This window comes from Brevibacillus sedimenti (genome assembly GCF_020923495.1).
GTDB classification, from domain to species: domain Bacteria; phylum Bacillota; class Bacilli; order Brevibacillales; family Brevibacillaceae; genus Brevibacillus; species Brevibacillus aydinogluensis.
Map to the genome: position 1 here is coordinate 1,043,249 of NZ_CP064048.1, position 15,477 is coordinate 1,058,725.

13 protein-coding genes are annotated in these 15,477 nt (G+C 52.6%); 3 read left to right on the top strand and 10 right to left on the bottom strand.

Annotated features, from left to right (window positions below; translation table 11 throughout):
* Nucleotides 1-53 precede the first annotated feature (53 nt).
* Nucleotides 54-233: a small acid-soluble spore protein H gene (locus IRT44_RS04885; RefSeq protein ID WP_171563961.1), complete on the top strand. Its 180-nt coding sequence runs from the start codon at nucleotides 54-56 to the stop codon at nucleotides 231-233.
* A gap of 41 nt (nucleotides 234-274) precedes the next feature.
* Here IRT44_RS04885 and IRT44_RS04890 read toward each other — a convergent pair whose 3' ends face one another.
* The 5 genes from IRT44_RS04890 to IRT44_RS04910 all read right to left on the bottom strand — a co-directional run bounded on the left by IRT44_RS04890 (nucleotide 275) and on the right by IRT44_RS04910 (nucleotide 7,580).
* Nucleotides 275-2,383, bottom strand: a complete 2,109-nt coding sequence (locus IRT44_RS04890; RefSeq protein WP_230077858.1) for an ABC transporter ATP-binding protein — start codon at nucleotides 2,381-2,383, stop codon at nucleotides 275-277.
* 2 nt (nucleotides 2,384-2,385) lie between these two features.
* Nucleotides 2,386-4,149 carry an ABC transporter ATP-binding protein gene (locus IRT44_RS04895; RefSeq protein ID WP_230077557.1) on the bottom strand — a complete coding sequence of 588 codons (1,764 nt, stop codon included), beginning with the start codon at nucleotides 4,147-4,149 and terminating at the stop codon, nucleotides 2,386-2,388.
* A gap of 528 nt (nucleotides 4,150-4,677) precedes the next feature.
* Nucleotides 4,678-5,502, bottom strand: a complete 825-nt coding sequence (locus IRT44_RS04900; protein ID WP_230077558.1) for an ABC transporter ATP-binding protein — start codon at nucleotides 5,500-5,502, stop codon at nucleotides 4,678-4,680.
* Between the two features lie 21 nt (nucleotides 5,503-5,523).
* Entirely contained in the window at nucleotides 5,524-6,549 is a 1,026-nt protein-coding gene (locus IRT44_RS04905; protein WP_230077559.1) for a FecCD family ABC transporter permease, read from the bottom strand.
* On the bottom strand, nucleotides 6,546-7,580 hold the full coding sequence (locus tag IRT44_RS04910) for a FecCD family ABC transporter permease (protein WP_230077560.1): 1,035 nt from the start codon (nucleotides 7,578-7,580) through the stop codon (nucleotides 6,546-6,548). Before IRT44_RS04910 ends, IRT44_RS04905 begins: the two co-directional genes overlap by 4 nt.
* On the opposite strand from IRT44_RS04910, the gene IRT44_RS04915 reads away from it, so the two are divergent.
* Both IRT44_RS04915 and IRT44_RS04920 read left to right on the top strand, forming a co-directional pair.
* Nucleotides 7,568-7,789: a hypothetical protein gene (locus IRT44_RS04915; RefSeq protein WP_171563882.1), complete on the top strand. Its 222-nt coding sequence runs from the start codon at nucleotides 7,568-7,570 to the stop codon at nucleotides 7,787-7,789. The two genes, IRT44_RS04910 and IRT44_RS04915, sit on opposite strands and share 13 nt — an antisense overlap.
* Nucleotides 7,786-8,247: a hypothetical protein gene (locus tag IRT44_RS04920; protein WP_230077561.1), complete on the top strand. Its 462-nt coding sequence runs from the start codon at nucleotides 7,786-7,788 to the stop codon at nucleotides 8,245-8,247. Before IRT44_RS04915 ends, IRT44_RS04920 begins: the two co-directional genes overlap by 4 nt.
* A gap of 79 nt (nucleotides 8,248-8,326) precedes the next feature.
* Here IRT44_RS04920 and IRT44_RS04925 read toward each other — a convergent pair whose 3' ends face one another.
* From IRT44_RS04925 to IRT44_RS04945, 5 genes are all read right to left on the bottom strand, one after another.
* Nucleotides 8,327-9,589 (bottom strand): PTS ascorbate transporter subunit IIC, encoded by a 1,263-nt coding sequence (locus IRT44_RS04925; RefSeq protein ID WP_171563955.1) that lies wholly within the window; start codon nucleotides 9,587-9,589, stop codon nucleotides 8,327-8,329.
* 7 nt (nucleotides 9,590-9,596) lie between these two features.
* On the bottom strand, nucleotides 9,597-9,872 hold the full coding sequence (locus IRT44_RS04930) for a PTS sugar transporter subunit IIB (protein WP_171563954.1): 276 nt from the start codon (nucleotides 9,870-9,872) through the stop codon (nucleotides 9,597-9,599).
* Nucleotides 9,869-11,941: a BglG family transcription antiterminator gene (locus IRT44_RS04935; protein ID WP_230077562.1), complete on the bottom strand. Its 2,073-nt coding sequence runs from the start codon at nucleotides 11,939-11,941 to the stop codon at nucleotides 9,869-9,871. Before IRT44_RS04935 ends, IRT44_RS04930 begins: the two co-directional genes overlap by 4 nt.
* Before the next feature lie 261 nt (nucleotides 11,942-12,202).
* A complete protein-coding gene (locus tag IRT44_RS04940) occupies nucleotides 12,203-13,705 on the bottom strand; it encodes a malate:quinone oxidoreductase (RefSeq protein ID WP_230077563.1) in 1,503 nt (500 codons plus the stop codon).
* A gap of 418 nt (nucleotides 13,706-14,123) precedes the next feature.
* Nucleotides 14,124-15,389, bottom strand: coding sequence for an MFS transporter (locus IRT44_RS04945; RefSeq protein WP_230077564.1), 1,266 nt, complete (start codon nucleotides 15,387-15,389; stop codon nucleotides 14,124-14,126).
* Between the last annotated feature and the right edge of the window lie 88 nt (nucleotides 15,390-15,477).

Consider the following 15,477-nt stretch of genomic DNA (forward strand, 5'->3'; position numbering starts at 1 on the left):
ATAACTTCGCGAGCACACAATATCACTGGAAACAACGACAAGGAGGGCAAACGATGAACGTACAACGGGCAAAAGAAATTGCCGCTTCCCCCGTCATGGCAAACGTGACCTGCGACGGCATTCCCGTCTACATCCAACATGTCGATGAGCAAAACGAAACGGCCCGCATCTATCCCCTGGGTGAGCCGGAGAAAGAACGGACAGTGCCGTTGGATAGCCTGATCGAGCACTAAGACAAGAAACGATCAAGAAACCTCCTGATAAAGGAGGTTTTTTACACCGTGCCCGGAGACAGTGTCCCTGTCTTCTCGCCCATTGACACCCGCTCTCCCTGCTGCAGCTGATACATGTGATAATAGCGGCCGCCCAGCTTCATCAGCGTCTCGTGGTCTCCCCGCTCCACGATTTCGCCCCGGTCCAGGACGAGAATCAGATCGGCATGTTTGATCGTCGACAGCCGATGGGCGATGATAAACGTCGTCCGCCCCTGTTTCACCACGTCCAGCGCCTCTTGAATAATCGCTTCTGTCTCCGTGTCAATGTTGGAAGTGGCTTCGTCAAGGATCAGGATGGCGGGATCAAATGCAAGCGCGCGGGCAAACGAGATGAGCTGCCGCTGTCCCGCCGACAGGGTGCTGCCTTTTTCCACTACGGGCTCGTCGATGCCGTTGGGCAAATGCTTGAGCAGGCGATCCGCTCCAATCTCGCTCAGCACCTGTTCCACCCGCTCCCGGGAGATGGCAGGATCACCAAGCGACACGTTGGACGCGATCGTTCCCGTAAACAGGAACGGGTCCTGCAGTACGATACCCATGTGCTCCCGCAGGGTCTGACGGGGTATCTCGCAAATGTCCCGATCGTCGATGGCAATGCGTCCGCGGCTAGCGTCGTAAAAACGAAAAAGCAGGTTCAGGATGGAGCTTTTCCCGGACCCCGTATGTCCGACCAGCGCCACCGTCTGTCCCGGCATCGCCTCAAACGAAATGCCCTTGAGCACGTACTCGTCATCCTTGTAGGCAAACCAGACGTCCTCGAAGGTCACTTTCCCCTTGAACCGCTCCATCCTGTCGTCCGAGACATCTTCGCCCTTCTCGTCCAGCAAGACGAATACCCGCTCTGCGGAGACAAGCGCGGTCTCCAGGTTGGGCAGCTGATTCACAATACCGACAATCGGCTGAAACAGCCGGTTCAGATAATCGACAAACGCATACAGCACGCCAAGCGAGATCGCTCCCTCCACTCCGGAGATGGAGACACCGCCAAAATACCAGATCAGCGCCACAAAGGCGATCGTCCGAATCAACCCGACAAGATTGTGGCCGGTCAGGGCGTTTAAGCTGAGCAGCTTGCTGCGGTACGTGAAGTGGCGGGTATTGTGCTCCTCAAACTCCCGCTCTGTCTGTTTTTCCCGGCGAAACGCCTTAATCACCGCAATGCCCTGGATCGATTCGTTGATCATGGCGTTGATTTCGCTGAGGGTGGAGCGAATGACACGGTTGTACCGCTTGGCATACAGCCGGTAGACATACATCCACACCGCCAGCACGGGCACGATGAACAGGCAGATTGCCGCCAACCGGACATCCAGCACGAATAGCGCGGCAAACACCCCGATCATGTAAATTGAACCGGTGAAAAAGTTGGCCAATACCGACACGTACAGCTCTCGTATTGACTCGGTGTCGTTGGTGATCCGCGACACGACCTTCCCCGCCGGCAGATTGTCAAAATAGCGGATCGGCAGCCGGTGAATGTGAGCAAACACGTCCGTCCGCATTTTGCGGATGATGCGGTTGGCCGTGGCCTGCAGCAGGTATCGCTGACCGTAGCTGAACAGCGCTGACAAGACGACCAACCCGAAATAGATCTGGCAGAGGTGAAGCAGCCCGTTCATCTCCGGTCGGAAAAACATATACATCTCTCCGACCGTCAGCCTGCGTGCTTCGTAGGTCTGCCTTTGCTCCCCATTTGTAATCAGCAAGCGCCCGTCTTCCGTGATGGATCGATCACCGTCAAAAGCAAGCGGGCTTTCGACAAAATAGTAGTCCCGGTTCACCTGCAGGACCCTGACCTCCGCACCGCGCGGCTCGTCTGCTGCAAAGCGGTCCGCCCGTTTGTACAGCTTTTCGCCGTACGCGACCGCATACGCCCCTTCCGCTTTCGTTTCGTACCAGGGCTGCTCGATGCCGGAAATGTGCACATCGATCATCCGCTTGGCGATCAGCGGCCCGGCCAGATCCGTGCCCACGGCCACGGCGAGCATGAGCAGCGCCAGGATCAGCGAGGTCTTGAAATGCAGTGCGTATCGAATCAGCCGCCTGCCTGTTTTGGCCAGGCTGCCAGCAGTCCGGTCCATCTCCAAATCAAACGTTTTCCTCTCCATACTCACGTTTGGTTCACCCTGCTTCCGGTCAGTATTGCTTCCACCTGCTGGCGTTCAAACTGCTCTTTGTACCAGCCGTCTTGTTTCATAAGCTGATCGTGCGTCCCCCGCTCCACAATCCGTCCTTCGTCGAGCACCAGGATGAGATCGGCGTGTTGAACAGCGGAGAGCCGGTGCGCCGCGATGATCGTGGTTTTGCCGGCACGCGCCCGGCGGATGTTGGCGATGATCTCCGCCTCTGTCCGCGCGTCCACCGCCGACATCGCATCGTCCAGGATGAGAATGGGCGGATCGCTAATCAGCGCCCGTGCGATGGAGACCCGCTGTTTCTGTCCGCCCGAGAGCGCGACGCCTTTTTCCCCGACAAGCGTTTCCAACCCGTGCGGCAGGTAAGCCAAGTCCTTTTGAAACGCCGACGCCGCGATCGCCTCGTCCAACTGCTCCGCTGTCGCACCGCCACTGCCAAAAAGAATATTGTTTCTCACCGATCTTGAGAACAAAAACTGCTCCTGCGGCACATACCCGTACCACGATTTCAGCTGATCCATGTCAATCCGCTCGATCGGGATGCCGGAGATGGTGATGAATCCTTCTCCCGGCGGATATTCCCGCAGCAATTGCTTGATGAGCGTCGTTTTGCCGCTGCCGGTGCGTCCCACCAGCCCCAGCGTCTGTCCTTTTTCCAGGGTAAAGGTCACGTCCTCCAAATTGTTGACGGCAGACGTCGGATACCGAAATGTCACGTGCTTAAATTCGATTCGTTCGGGACGTTCCACCGCGATCGTCTCCTTTGGTTCGGGAACGTCAGGAGGACAGTTGAGCGTCTCACTGACCCGATCCAGAGAGGCATTGCCGCGCTGCATGATGTTAATCATCTCGCCGATCGCGAACATCGGCCAAATCAGCATGCCCAGGTAAACGTTGAAGGCCACCAGACCGCCGATCGTCAATTCGTTGTGAAAGACCAGGGAGGCCCCGTACCCAAGCCCGATCAGGTAACTGGCCCCGACAAATATCTTGATCGTCGGCTCGAACAGGGCGTCGATCCTGGCCACGGCCAGATTCTTCTCCAGCACGTTCCGGGTCACATCGGCAAAATGCCTCTCTACCGCCCGCTCCTGCACGTACGCCCGGATTACGCGAATGCCCGAGATCGTCTCCAGTACGCCGTCATTCATCTCGCCAAACGCATCCTGCGCCGCCGTAAACCGCGCATGCATCCATTTCCCGTAAAAACTGATCAGCACCGCCATGATCGGCATCGGCAATACAGCCGCCAGCGTCAGCTTCCAGGAGACAAACGAAACCATCGTCACCAGGAGCGTCGCCATCCACACCGTGGAGTCAATGAACGTCAAAATCCCAAAGCCGGCCGTCTGCGAAATCGCCTGCAGGTCGTTCGTTGCCCGGGCCATCAAGTCACCTGTACGGTTCCGTTCAAAAAAGGGCGGGCTCATCTTGAGAAAATGGCGCATCAGCCGGGACCGCATCAGCCGCTCCACCACAAAGGCCCCTCCAAACAGATGATACATCCACACGTAGGTGATTAGGTAAACAGCCACTGCGATTACACCCAGCAAGATCAGCGTCCGTGTCAACCCTTCCCACGTCAGCGTCCCGTGCTGAATGGCGTCAATCGAACGGCCCACCATCATCGGCGGCATCACCTCCAGGATGCCGGCAAAGATGAGCAGCGACACGGCAAGCGTATACCGTTTCCACTCGCGCCTGAAAAACCATCCCAGCTTTTGTATGACCGACAGCATGTGGTTTCCCCTCCTCTTCTCATGTCAAGACGAAAAAGCACACCACTCGGGAGCGGTGTGCTTGTCACAACGATTGAAGTTAAGAAAATCGCATGCCACGAGGGTGCGTGACCTGCGCCTGCTTACGCATATGCAGCAAAAATGATACGTGTGCACTGTACTGCTCTTGGCGTCAGAAGGGAGGTCACATCATGAGCTATGGAATTGTGACCGGCATCAAACGAAATCCAATTCCGGATCATGACAGACACCCCTCCTTTTCAGAAAATTTTATCGTTGCGTATACTGGTACGGTAACATGAATGGATACCACTGTCAATTCCTTTTCCCGCGACGGGCCATCGCCACTGTCCTCCCTGGTTCGTCCAGGGGAAGCCGTCAGACGGTTAATGCGTGCTCGCCGATCCTTCCGATGTCAGCATTTGACAGAACCATCTGTTCTGGCAAGCCGCAGCAAAAAAGAAAAACACGGTGCGACCAACCGTTCTCCATCGCTTGTACCGTGTTCGTTTTGATTGAAAATCAGGTTCATGCCCCTTTTTCATGCGTACGGGCTCGTTCAACCGCTGCATGCGCCAACCCATACGGCAGACACAGCGGCACCCCTGTTCGCGGGTCGGGCACAATATCCGCTTCGATCCCGAATACTTCACGCAGCACGTCATGCGTCATCACCTGATCGGGGGCGCCTTCGCATACGACCTTACCCTTTTTGATCGCGATCATGTGCTGGGCGTAACGCGCCGCATGGTTCAGGTCATGCACCACCATGACAATCGTGCGCTGTTCCTCTTGATTCAGCTTGTGCAGCAGTTCGAGCACTTCCAACTGGTGAGCCATGTCCAGGAACGTCGTCGGCTCATCGAGAAACAAGAAATCGGTCTGCTGGGCCAGCGCCATGGCGATCCATGCCCGCTGCCGCTGCCCGCCGGACAGTTGTTCGACCGGACGGTCATGAAAATCCACGATGCCGGTGACCTCAATCGCCCACTGTATGATTCGCTTGTCCTCCTGCGTCAACGAACCCAATCCTCTCTGGTGAGGAAACCGCCCGTAGCCAACCAGTTCGGAGACGGTAAGCCCGTCGGGGGCCGTTGGATTTTGCGGCAAAATGGCAAGCTGTTTGGCCACTTCCTTGGTCGACTGGCTGTGAATCGCTTTGCCGTCGAGGAAAACAGCCCCGTTTTTCGGCTTCATGATCCGCGCCAGCGTCTTGAGGATCGTAGACTTCCCGGAACCGTTGGCACCCACCAGGGCCGTGATTTTCCCCGTAGGGATGCTCAGATTCAACTGTTCCACAATGATGCGATCACCATAGGCGATATCTACCTGCTGTGCATACAGACGTCCCATAAACACTTACGCCTCCATTCATCAGGTCTTCATCAGCAAATAGATGAAGTACGGTGCGCCAATAACGGCCACGACAATGCCGACGGGAATCTCCGAGGGCTGCAGAATCCAGCGAGCCAGTGTGTCCGCCACGATTAACAGCAGTCCTCCCGTCAGTGCGGAAGCAGGAATCAGATACTGGTGATGGGGACCGACCAGCCGCCGCGCCAGGTGAGGCGCAATCAGACCGACAAAGCCGATGCCGCCTCCGACCGACACGCTTGCGCCCGCTAACCCGACCGCTGCGGCAAGCAGTCTGATCCGTTCCCGTTCCGTGGACGTGCCAAGACCAATCGCGAGCGGTTCTCCCAAGCGCAGGATATCCATTACCCGCGCTTTCACCATGACATAGGGAAGCAGGATGATGAGCCAGGGCAGCAAAGCCAGGACAAAGTGCCAGTTCGCTCCCCAGATGCTGCCCGCCAGCCACACGGAAACAAACTGAAATTTTTCGGGATTCAGCTTGATCGTAAGCACGATCATGGCGGCGCTAATGCCCGCAGAAACGGCAATCCCCACCAGAATGAGCCGCGTCGGCGCAACACCCTGTCCCTTTCGGAAGGCCAGGGAGTAGATGAGTGCGGCAGTCAGGGAAGCGCCTGCAAATGCACACAACGGCAGCAGGTAAACAGGCGCGCCTTCCGTCATCGGATAAAAGGAAATAACCAGGATCACCGCGAGGCCTGCCCCTGCGCTGATTCCCAACAAGCCCGGATCAGCCAGTGCATTCCGGGAAACGCCCTGCAATATCGCCCCGGAGACAGCCAACCCCGCTCCCACCAGCACAGAAAGAACGATACGAGGCAGCCGAAAGTCAAACAAGACAAGCTCCTGTTTCTCGGTGCCTGCGCCTGCCAGCGTCTTCATGACATCCCACGGCGAGAGTTTGATAAACCCCGTGTTCATGCTGATGAGAAACGACGCAAACATCAATACGCCCAGCACGGCCATAACCTTGGCTGCACGGATTTTTCGCCGGTTTTCCACGGACCCTGCCATCGCTTTCATCCCAATTCCCTCCTTTCCCTGCGGGCCAAGCAGAGGAAAAAGGGCACGCCGAGCAGGGCAATCAGGGCGCCTACCGGCGTTTCGTAAGGCGGATTGATCATTCTCGCGCCAATATCGGCAAACACCATGAGCACACTGCCCAGCACGGCAGAGCACGGAATGATCCACCGGTAGTCTACGCCTACCAAAAAACGAGCCACATGCGGGATAACCAAACCGATAAAGCCAATCATGCCGACCGTAGACACCGCCGCCCCCGCCAGGATTAAAACGATCACGGCACCGGCAAGCTTGACGCGACCTGTTCGCTGCCCCAAACCGGCTGCCATTTCTTCTCCCAGACTAAACACCGTGATGGAACGGGAAAGCATCAGGGCCGCGACCAAACCAGCCACAATCCACGGGAACATGATCCTGATGTGAAGCCACGTGGCTCCCGCTACACCGCCTGCGTACCAGTAGGCCAGTTCCTGCCCCACCTGGTAGTAGATCGCCACGCCTTCGCTGAGGGCCACGAGCAGAGCGCTGACGGCTGCGCCAGCCAAAGCCAGCCTGACCGGAGTCAATCCTCCTTTGGCCAGGGAACCGATCCCATACACCAGCCCCGCCCCCAGACCGGCGCCGAGGAAGGAGAACAGGATCACGTACGGAAAAGGCAGGCTGGGCCACAATGCAAAACAAAGCGCCAACACGAAGCCCGAACCGGCATTCACGCCGAGAAGGCCGGGGTCTGCCAACGGGTTGCGGGTCATCCCCTGCATGATCGCGCCCGCCACGGCAAAACCGGCGCCAACCAGCGCTCCGCACAACGCCCGAGGCAATCGCAACTCCTGAATGATTTGGTGCTGTGTCACATCTGACTGAAAATGAAAGAGCGCTTCCCATACTGTCAGCAGGTGAATGTCAGCTGTCCCAACGGAAATCGAAAGGGTCAAACCAAGCACAAGCAGTATCAACCCGCCGAAGAGAATGAACAAAGCCAAAACGGGCCGAGTTTGCATGGGGGGTTTTGGTTTGGATGCTGCTGACATTTGTGAAACCCACTTCCATTCATTCCGTAATCATGATTGTCGCTGCCACATTTAGACAGGTTAATGATAATGGTTTTCATTTGCATCTGTCAATAATCAAGCCGTTACTTGCCAGTACCTTTCTTTCCGAAAAAAATACAGCGAGACCTTTGGAGGATCTCGCACGGGTGAAGCCGTATGGTTTACTCAACTGGAGCCATGCCGAATGAAAAGGTTAATTTCAGAGGAGAGTACGATTTGTACGGACTCACTGAAAGGGGCGGAATGCACAATCGTGAATTTCTGGGATATGGAGCGCGTGTTTCGATTCAAGGATGCAGAAGCCTGGGACCTGACAATCAACGAGAAGCGCTGCAGATTAATGATTATGGATCTGCGCAGACCCCCTTCTCAAGAGGATTATCCATACCTGAATGAAGACATAGAGAGTCGAGAGAACCACATCAAATGCCATATTGTAACACCGCATTCACTTGATGCTGCGGAAAAAGATGAGCTCTGTTCCATCATTGGTGTGTTTCTGTCTCACGTGGCACAAGCCCATTGCAGTTGGAATATTGAATTCTATGAAAATCAACGTGTGGAACACGTAACAAAAACGCTTCTATCAGCAATCACCTCTCATTCGCAAGATGAACTGAACTTCACCTTCTTCTCCCAAGACTAGAGAGCATCAGCAGAATGGAAAACCCCTTCCCGCCGTACGTTCGCTTCCATACGGTGGAAAGGGGTTTTGTCAAATCTTATTAATTGAACAGAGCCATTACTTTGCCCAGGATAATCCCGACAAACCCGAAGTCGGCATCACCAAACGTGGTTCCTTCAACCCCCAGCGAGCCGAGCACCGGCAGCAGCATCGCCGGCAAAAAGCTGATCAAGAGGCCGTTGACGAATGCCCCGGCGATGGCGCCGCGCCGTCCGCCTGTCGCATTGCCAAACACGCCGGCCGCAGCCCCTGTAAAGAAGTGCGGGACAAGACCCGGCACAATGATTTTCAATCCGAACAGGGGCAGCAGGAACATGGAGATCAGTCCCGCAATAAAGCTTACGAAAAATCCGATGACAACCGCATTGGATGCGAACGGAAAGACCGTTGGGCAATCCAGTGCCGGAATGGCATTGGGCACCAGTTTTTCCGCGATCCCTTTAAATGCGGGCACAATTTCCGCGAGCAAAATCCGCACCCCTGCCATGACAATGTACACACCTGCTGCAAACGTAATCGCCTGCATGATGGCATACACCACATAGTTCTGGCCAGCGCTCAAATTCTCTTCCACAAAAGCCGGCCCCGCTGCAATGGCCACGACGACAAACAGGACCGTCATGGTTAACGAGACGGACACCGATGTATCCCGCAAGAAACCGAGCGATTTTGGCACTTTGATATCTTCTGTCGATTTTTCCGGGTTCCCGACGACTTTTCCGATATAGCCTGCCACCAGGTAACCAATGGAACCGAAGTGCCCCATCGCAATGTCATTGTTCCCCGTGATTTTCCGCATAAACGGCTGCAGCATGGCAGGAGACAGGACCATCACGGAGCCAAGAATCAGCGATCCAATGACCACCAACGGGACTCCTTTGACACCGCCCGTAGATAAAATGACGGCAATCAGACAAGCCATAAACATGGTATGATGACCGGTTAAGAATATGTATTTAAAAGGAGTCAAGCGGGCAAGCAAGATGTTGACGATCATCCCAAACAGCATGATCAACGCCGTTTCCGCGCCAAATGTTTGCTGCGCCAGGGCTACGATAGCCTCATTGTTGGGAATAACCCCCTGGATGTGAAACGCTTCGTCGAACATACTCCCGAAAGAACCCAGTGCACCAACCAAGATTCCTGCACCGCCTGACAGGATCAAAAAGCCCATGACGGTTTTCAAGGTTCCCGATACGACGTCTGCCACGCCTTTACGCTGCAGCAGCAACCCGATCAGGGCAAACAAGCCTACCAATATGGACGGTGAGCCCAGGATGTCTTTCATGATCAAGTCGAGCATCCATACATCATTCCTTTGCGAAGTATTGTTGTAAAGCTTCCTTGATTTCGTTCTGGTCCAGAATGTTTTTCAGGCCAATCACGTAACGTTTGCCGTTTTCCAATTGACTGACAATATCTTTTGAACCCATATACACATCAGCCTGTTCCGTTTTGCTCGTAGCCAGATCGGTATGGGATACTTCCGCCTGAATGCCCATTTCTCCCAGAATTTTCTTTACATTCATCTCCACGATAAAGCTGCTGCCCAATCCATTTCCGCATACAACCAGAATCTTTGTCATGCTTCTGTCCCCCTGTTGTTGGAATACATTGAGATATAGTGAAGAATGGTTTCCTTGTCTTGCGCACGAATGATCCTGTCGATATTGTCTTCTTCCGACAGCATCATCGACAGTTGGGCCAATGCTTTGAGATGGGTCTCATTATCGACGGCAGCCAGGACGATGATGAGCTGTGCATCACGCTCCTGCGTGTTTGAAAATGAAACCGGCTGTTTCAACCGAAGCAGACTCATGCCGATTCGATTTACCCCCTGCTCCGGTCTCGCGTGCGGCAGCGCCACCCTGGGTGCGATCACGATATAGGGACCATTTTCTTCTACATTGGCAATCATCGCTTGCACATACGCTTCTGTGATGGACTGGCTTTTCAGGAGCGGCTCGGCTGCCAGACGAATCGCTTCCTTCCAATCGCTCACGGAGTCTTTTAGCTGGATGTATTCTTCTTGCAACAACTCGTCGAGCATCGGCTTTCTCTCCCTCATGATCTGTTTCTGCTGGTGCAGTACTTGCCTGATTTCCTCTGCCAACTGTTCTTCGTTTTCCACGACCGCATATTTTTTCACAATATCGACGATCGTTTGCGCCGTTATATGCGAGGGCGCACGATGGGTAACCGCTTCCATCTCATTTAGTAACTGCAACTTGTCGCGATCTGTTAAGATCGGGTTCACCAAGATGATCCGATGACGCGGGTTCGCAATTTTGGTTGTGGACACAACCAAATCCACGTCTCCCCGAAAGTCATCATACTCCCTGAGAGTGATCGGCCCGAGCAGATCGATGTTGGAAAACAACCCGTCCAACTGCTGTACCAGTATGCGCGACGTGCCGACCCCGTTTGCGCATACCAGCAGCACCCGCCTCAGGGTGGTTGCGGCGATACCTTGCCGGCGCATCCATCCCCCAAAATGGACCGTGATATAGGCAATCTCATCTTCGCTGATGGATTTGCCGACCAACTTCTCCAAAGGGGAAATGCTTTTTTTCGTAAGTTCGTAAATATCACGGTATTGGCGCAGGATCACGTCCTTCAACGGGTTGGTGACGTCCATGTCGTAAAGAAACCGATAATAGGCTGGCTGCAGGTGAATATACAAATTGTGTTCCAACTGAACACGCTGATCAAATACAACACAAGCCCGCATCTCAAACAGATCAACCATATCGGTAATCGCCTGTCTTAACGCGGGGATTTCATACGCTTCCGCCAATTTCCCGAAGCGGTGCACCTTTGCGCTTAACAGCAGTGTGGCCAGATAACACTTTTCATCCTGCGGGAGCCGCAGCGGCAAGACCTTCTCCAAAGTCTGCACAACCTGGTAATGTATGGTATCCATGATGCGCTTGATCCGCCTCTGCGGAAAAGCAATCGCATTTCCGCCCATCACCCGCTGCACGCAATACGTAAAAAGGTAGCTAAGTGACTTCACCGTATCTTCGGCAAATTGGACCTGCAAATGCTTTTCGCAATCGTTCAACCACTGCATGATGATGTCGGGAATCGGGACGTCGTGATCATCATCATGGAGATCCTGCAAAAGCAAGTCCTGACCTTCATGCAGCAGGGAATGAACATGGTGACTGATCAGATTGCGAATCGTCAATTCATCGCCGGAAATTTTATACCCGCAAGCGTAGGAGTACGAGAGGCGCAAACCGTGCTTTTTCACTTCTGCTCTGACCTTTTTGAGATCGTTCAGAATCGTATTGCGGCTGACACCTGTCTTCTCCATGCACTCGTGCGTGGTAATGCGTTGATTTGCCAGAAGTATATACAACAGCAAATAGATTTGCCTGTCTTCCGGTCGCAGGGCATACACATTCGGCTTCTTGTCCCCGATGATCCGGGCTGCTGCCTGTCTGCTGCTTTCATCCAAATAGTAGCCTTTTGCATAGATGTACTGGACTCGCGGCAGACCTGCTTCTGTAAGCCATTCATTGATTTTATGGATGTCGTAGTACAACGTTCGTCGCGAGATCGAGAAATGCTCCATCAATTCCTTGACGGACAGGGAATGACGAGACTGCACAAGAAGTTGCAACATTTGCATCGTTCTTTTGTCTAACATGGCGGCCACCTTTAGCACAAAATCATGCACAAATTGCTGCACTTACTGATTGATTGTACGTCTCTATGGTTCTACTTTACATCAAATCTGCTTGTACAGTTAGACCGAATTTACCCCACGTGAATGTGCAAAAATTGTGCTCACAGCACAAAAAAGCCCGCCTGTCGCGGCGGACGACAAAAAAAAGAACCTTTAATCCGCGCGAAATTTAGCAGATTAAAAGTTCGAAGATAGGCAATGGCTTGTCTGTTGCGTCTACTTTCAGCTGTAGACCAGTTCTTTTTCGACCAGACCCAGCGTCTGCTCGGTCGACTTTTGAATTTCTTGCAGCAGTTGCGGGTTATCTGCAAGCGACACCCCATAAGACGGAATCATTTCGGTTATTTTCCGTCTCCACTCATTCATTTGCTGCGGGAAGCATTTTTCCAATACCTCCAGCATCACATGAACAACCGTAGAAGCACCAGGAGAAGCCCCGAGCAGCGCAGCTACCGAGCCGTCAGCAGCCGTAACCACTTCCGTACCGAATTGAAGGGTGCCTTTGCCGCCTTCCTTGGTGTCCTTGATCACCTGCACACGTTGACCCGCTACCACGATATCCCAATCTGCGCTGTTGGCAGTCGGAATAAACTCGCGCAGTTCTTCCATGCGCTGTTCATTCGACAACAGAACCTGCTGGATCAGATACTTGGTCAGTGCCATTTCTTTTACGCCTGCTGCCAGCATCGTCAGGACGTTGTCCGGTTTTACGGATCGGATCAGATCAAAATAAGAACCCGTTTTCAAAAACTTGGGTGAGAAGCCGGCAAACGGTCCAAACAGCAGCGTTTTTTGAGTCTCAATATATCTGGTATCCAGATGCGGAACAGACATCGGTGGAGCGCCAACCTTGGCCTTGCCGTATACTTTTGCATGGTGCTTTGCGATCACGTCCGGATTTTTACATACCATGAACAGTCCGCTTACCGGGAAACCGCCAATGTGTTTTGCCTCCGGAATCCCCGTTTTTTGCAGCAGCGGCAGGCTTCCGCCCCCTGCGCCGATAAACACGAATTTTGCCGTATGGGTTTCGATCTGACCGCTGTCGAGATCGTGCACCTTCACACTCCACGAACCGTCGCTCGCACGTGTAATATCCTTTACGTGATGCTTGTAGTGAATCTCGACGTGCTGCTTCTGCAAGTGCTCAAACAGCATGCGCGTCAACGCACCAAAGTTGACATCCGTTCCTGAGTCAATTTTCGTGGCCGCGATCGGTTCATTCACGGTACGGCCTTCCATGATCAGCGGGAACCATTCCTGCAATGTAGCCGGGTCATCAGAAAACTCCATTCCTTCAAACAGCGGGATGTTCGACAGCGCTTCAAAACGTTTTTTCAAGAACGCGACATTTTTTTCCCCTTGTACGAAACTCATATGGGGAATGGGCATGATAAAATCTTTCGGATTCCGAATCAGATTACGTTTGACGAGATAAGACCAAAACTGTTTGGAAAGATGAAATTGTTCGTTGATTTTAATCGCTTTGGTAATATCGACAGACCCGTCCGATTTTTCCGGTGTATAGTTAAGCTCACAAAGAGCAGCATGGCCCGTCCCTGCATTATTCCATTCATTCGAGCTCTCATTACCTGCGACCGGGAGTTTCTCAAACACTTTGATCTCCCAATCCGGTGCTAACTCTTTCAGCAATGTTCCCAAAGTCGCGCTCATGATTCCGGCACCAATCAAGATAACGTCTGTTTTCTTCTGGATATTGCTCATGATACCCCTTCCTTTTAAAAGAGTAGGCGCTCCTGCATAGACATTACAAAAGGAAGGCCCCCCACCTCGGAACACACCGTCAAAATTCGACCATCATACTCTATTATGATACCTATGGTTGCAAATATCTACTATAAACTGATGGGGATTCTCCATTTGGGGGCTGGTAATGATGGGTAGTTGCTTGCGAGAGGCTGAAAACACCCAAAAAAACTAGCCTTACCCCGGCTTCTGACAAGGGGTAAGGCGAGTATGTTTGTTTGCGAATGTTGTTTTGCCTGCCAACTACTTTTGAGCATCAAGAATAAACAGTGATGCATCCTGACCCATGAATATGTTGCTTCCGGTGTTTTTTGAATGCAATCATCCCCCATTTAAGCTGGACAAGTACAGAACCATTTGTCATCCAGTTATACCTTTAGATTGTGTTCTCTAAGGTCGTGTTCCTTTCCTCACTGCTTTTGATCTCATACGCACGAACGTTGGAACGTGCAAGACAAATGGACACGATTAGCAAGATAAAGGCAGTGCACATGAACGCGATCCTCGTCCCGTATGCATCGGCCAACCCGCCAAGCAGCAAGGCCGATAACGGGAAAGATACCGTTAAAATCATGCGAAATGCAGCATTAATCCGTCCCATAAATTCATTTGGTATTTCCAACTGACGGATCGTAAAAGTATAGACGACGCGAATCGTTGCAGCCATGGTAATAATGCCGTAGCCGATCAAAGGCATGAACCATCCTGTCGGGATTACCATGATGCAGCCGCCGATAAACATTGCATTCGAGACGTGGATAATCGCTCGGCCGATCGGCATGCGTTTTAATATCAGCGGCGCGCAAACAGACCCGATTGTCGTCATAATGCCAATAACCGAATACATCGTTCCCACCAACAAAGCGTTATGCAGTTCGTTTGCCAAATAAAATCTCATCACCGTGTGCAGTGCTCCGACAGCCAAATTGCTGAGCCCTCCAATGAAGGCCAACACCCAAAGAATCTCCGAGCGGAATAAAAACGTGATCCCTTCCTTAATGTCAAGGAAAACGGTTTGCCATGTCATGCGTGTCCTGGCTTTTTCGTTCTGCAGCGTGATGGGCAGGATGGTCACGACAATCAATGTGAATAAATACGAGAGACCATCAATATACAGCGACTCGACCGTTCCGACCAATCCCACGAGCGCGCCTGCGATAACCGGTCCCAACATGGTCGTGATATTGTCCATTGACCGATACAAGGAGTTTGCAGCGGTAAGTTGTTCTCTTGCTACCAATTGCGGAATGACTGAAAAGTCTGACACCAAATCAAACATGATCATGAAGATCGACAGACAAAACCCAATTACAAAGAGCCAGATAACATTCAGCAATCCCACCTTATACAACAAGGGAATCAAGCAGACCAAAATCATCCTGGCAAAATCGGACCAGATCAATACTTTTCGACGATCCCATCGATCAACGAAAACCCCCAAGAATGGACCGACCAGGACAAAAGGCAGCATTTCAACTGCCCACATCGTACTCATCCAACCTACGGAACCGGTCATTTCAAACAACAGCCAGGGCAACGCAAACAGGTAGATTTGACTTCCGATCTTGGAAAAAAATGAGGCGATAAAATATATCGCAAACCATTTATTTTTAAATAGATGCCCTTGTTTAACTGCACTCATGAAAGGAGTCTCCTTATAATCTAATTGCCGACTGTATTCCTATTTTTTCCTTATAATTTTATTCTACCCAAATCCCTATGACATTGGA

Bases quoted from the DNA above. Each gene is read 5' to 3' on its own strand.
- IRT44_RS04905 (WP_230077559.1), bottom strand. From the start codon at position 6,549: ATGAAAGCGATGGCAGGGTCCGTGGAAAACCGGCGAAAAATCCGTGCA.
- IRT44_RS04910 (WP_230077560.1), bottom strand. From the start codon at position 7,580: ATGTCAGCAGCATCCAAACCAAAACCCCCCATGCAAACTCGGCCCGTT.
- IRT44_RS04885 (WP_171563961.1), top strand. From the start codon at position 54: ATGAACGTACAACGGGCAAAAGAAATTGCCGCTTCCCCCGTCATGGCA.
- IRT44_RS04890 (WP_230077858.1), bottom strand. From the start codon at position 2,383: ATGGAGAGGAAAACGTTTGATTTGGAGATGGACCGGACTGCTGGCAGC.
- IRT44_RS04945 (WP_230077564.1), bottom strand. From the start codon at position 15,389: ATGAGTGCAGTTAAACAAGGGCATCTATTTAAAAATAAATGGTTTGCG.
- IRT44_RS04940 (WP_230077563.1), bottom strand. From the start codon at position 13,705: ATGAGCAATATCCAGAAGAAAACAGACGTTATCTTGATTGGTGCCGGA.
- IRT44_RS04895 (WP_230077557.1), bottom strand. From the start codon at position 4,149: ATGCTGTCGGTCATACAAAAGCTGGGATGGTTTTTCAGGCGCGAGTGG.
- IRT44_RS04930 (WP_171563954.1), bottom strand. From the start codon at position 9,872: ATGACAAAGATTCTGGTTGTATGCGGAAATGGATTGGGCAGCAGCTTT.
- IRT44_RS04920 (WP_230077561.1), top strand. From the start codon at position 7,786: ATGAAAAGGTTAATTTCAGAGGAGAGTACGATTTGTACGGACTCACTG.
- IRT44_RS04935 (WP_230077562.1), bottom strand. From the start codon at position 11,941: ATGTTAGACAAAAGAACGATGCAAATGTTGCAACTTCTTGTGCAGTCT.
- IRT44_RS04915 (WP_171563882.1), top strand. From the start codon at position 7,568: ATGCTGCTGACATTTGTGAAACCCACTTCCATTCATTCCGTAATCATG.
- IRT44_RS04925 (WP_171563955.1), bottom strand. From the start codon at position 9,589: ATGCTCGACTTGATCATGAAAGACATCCTGGGCTCACCGTCCATATTG.
- IRT44_RS04900 (WP_230077558.1), bottom strand. From the start codon at position 5,502: ATGGGACGTCTGTATGCACAGCAGGTAGATATCGCCTATGGTGATCGC.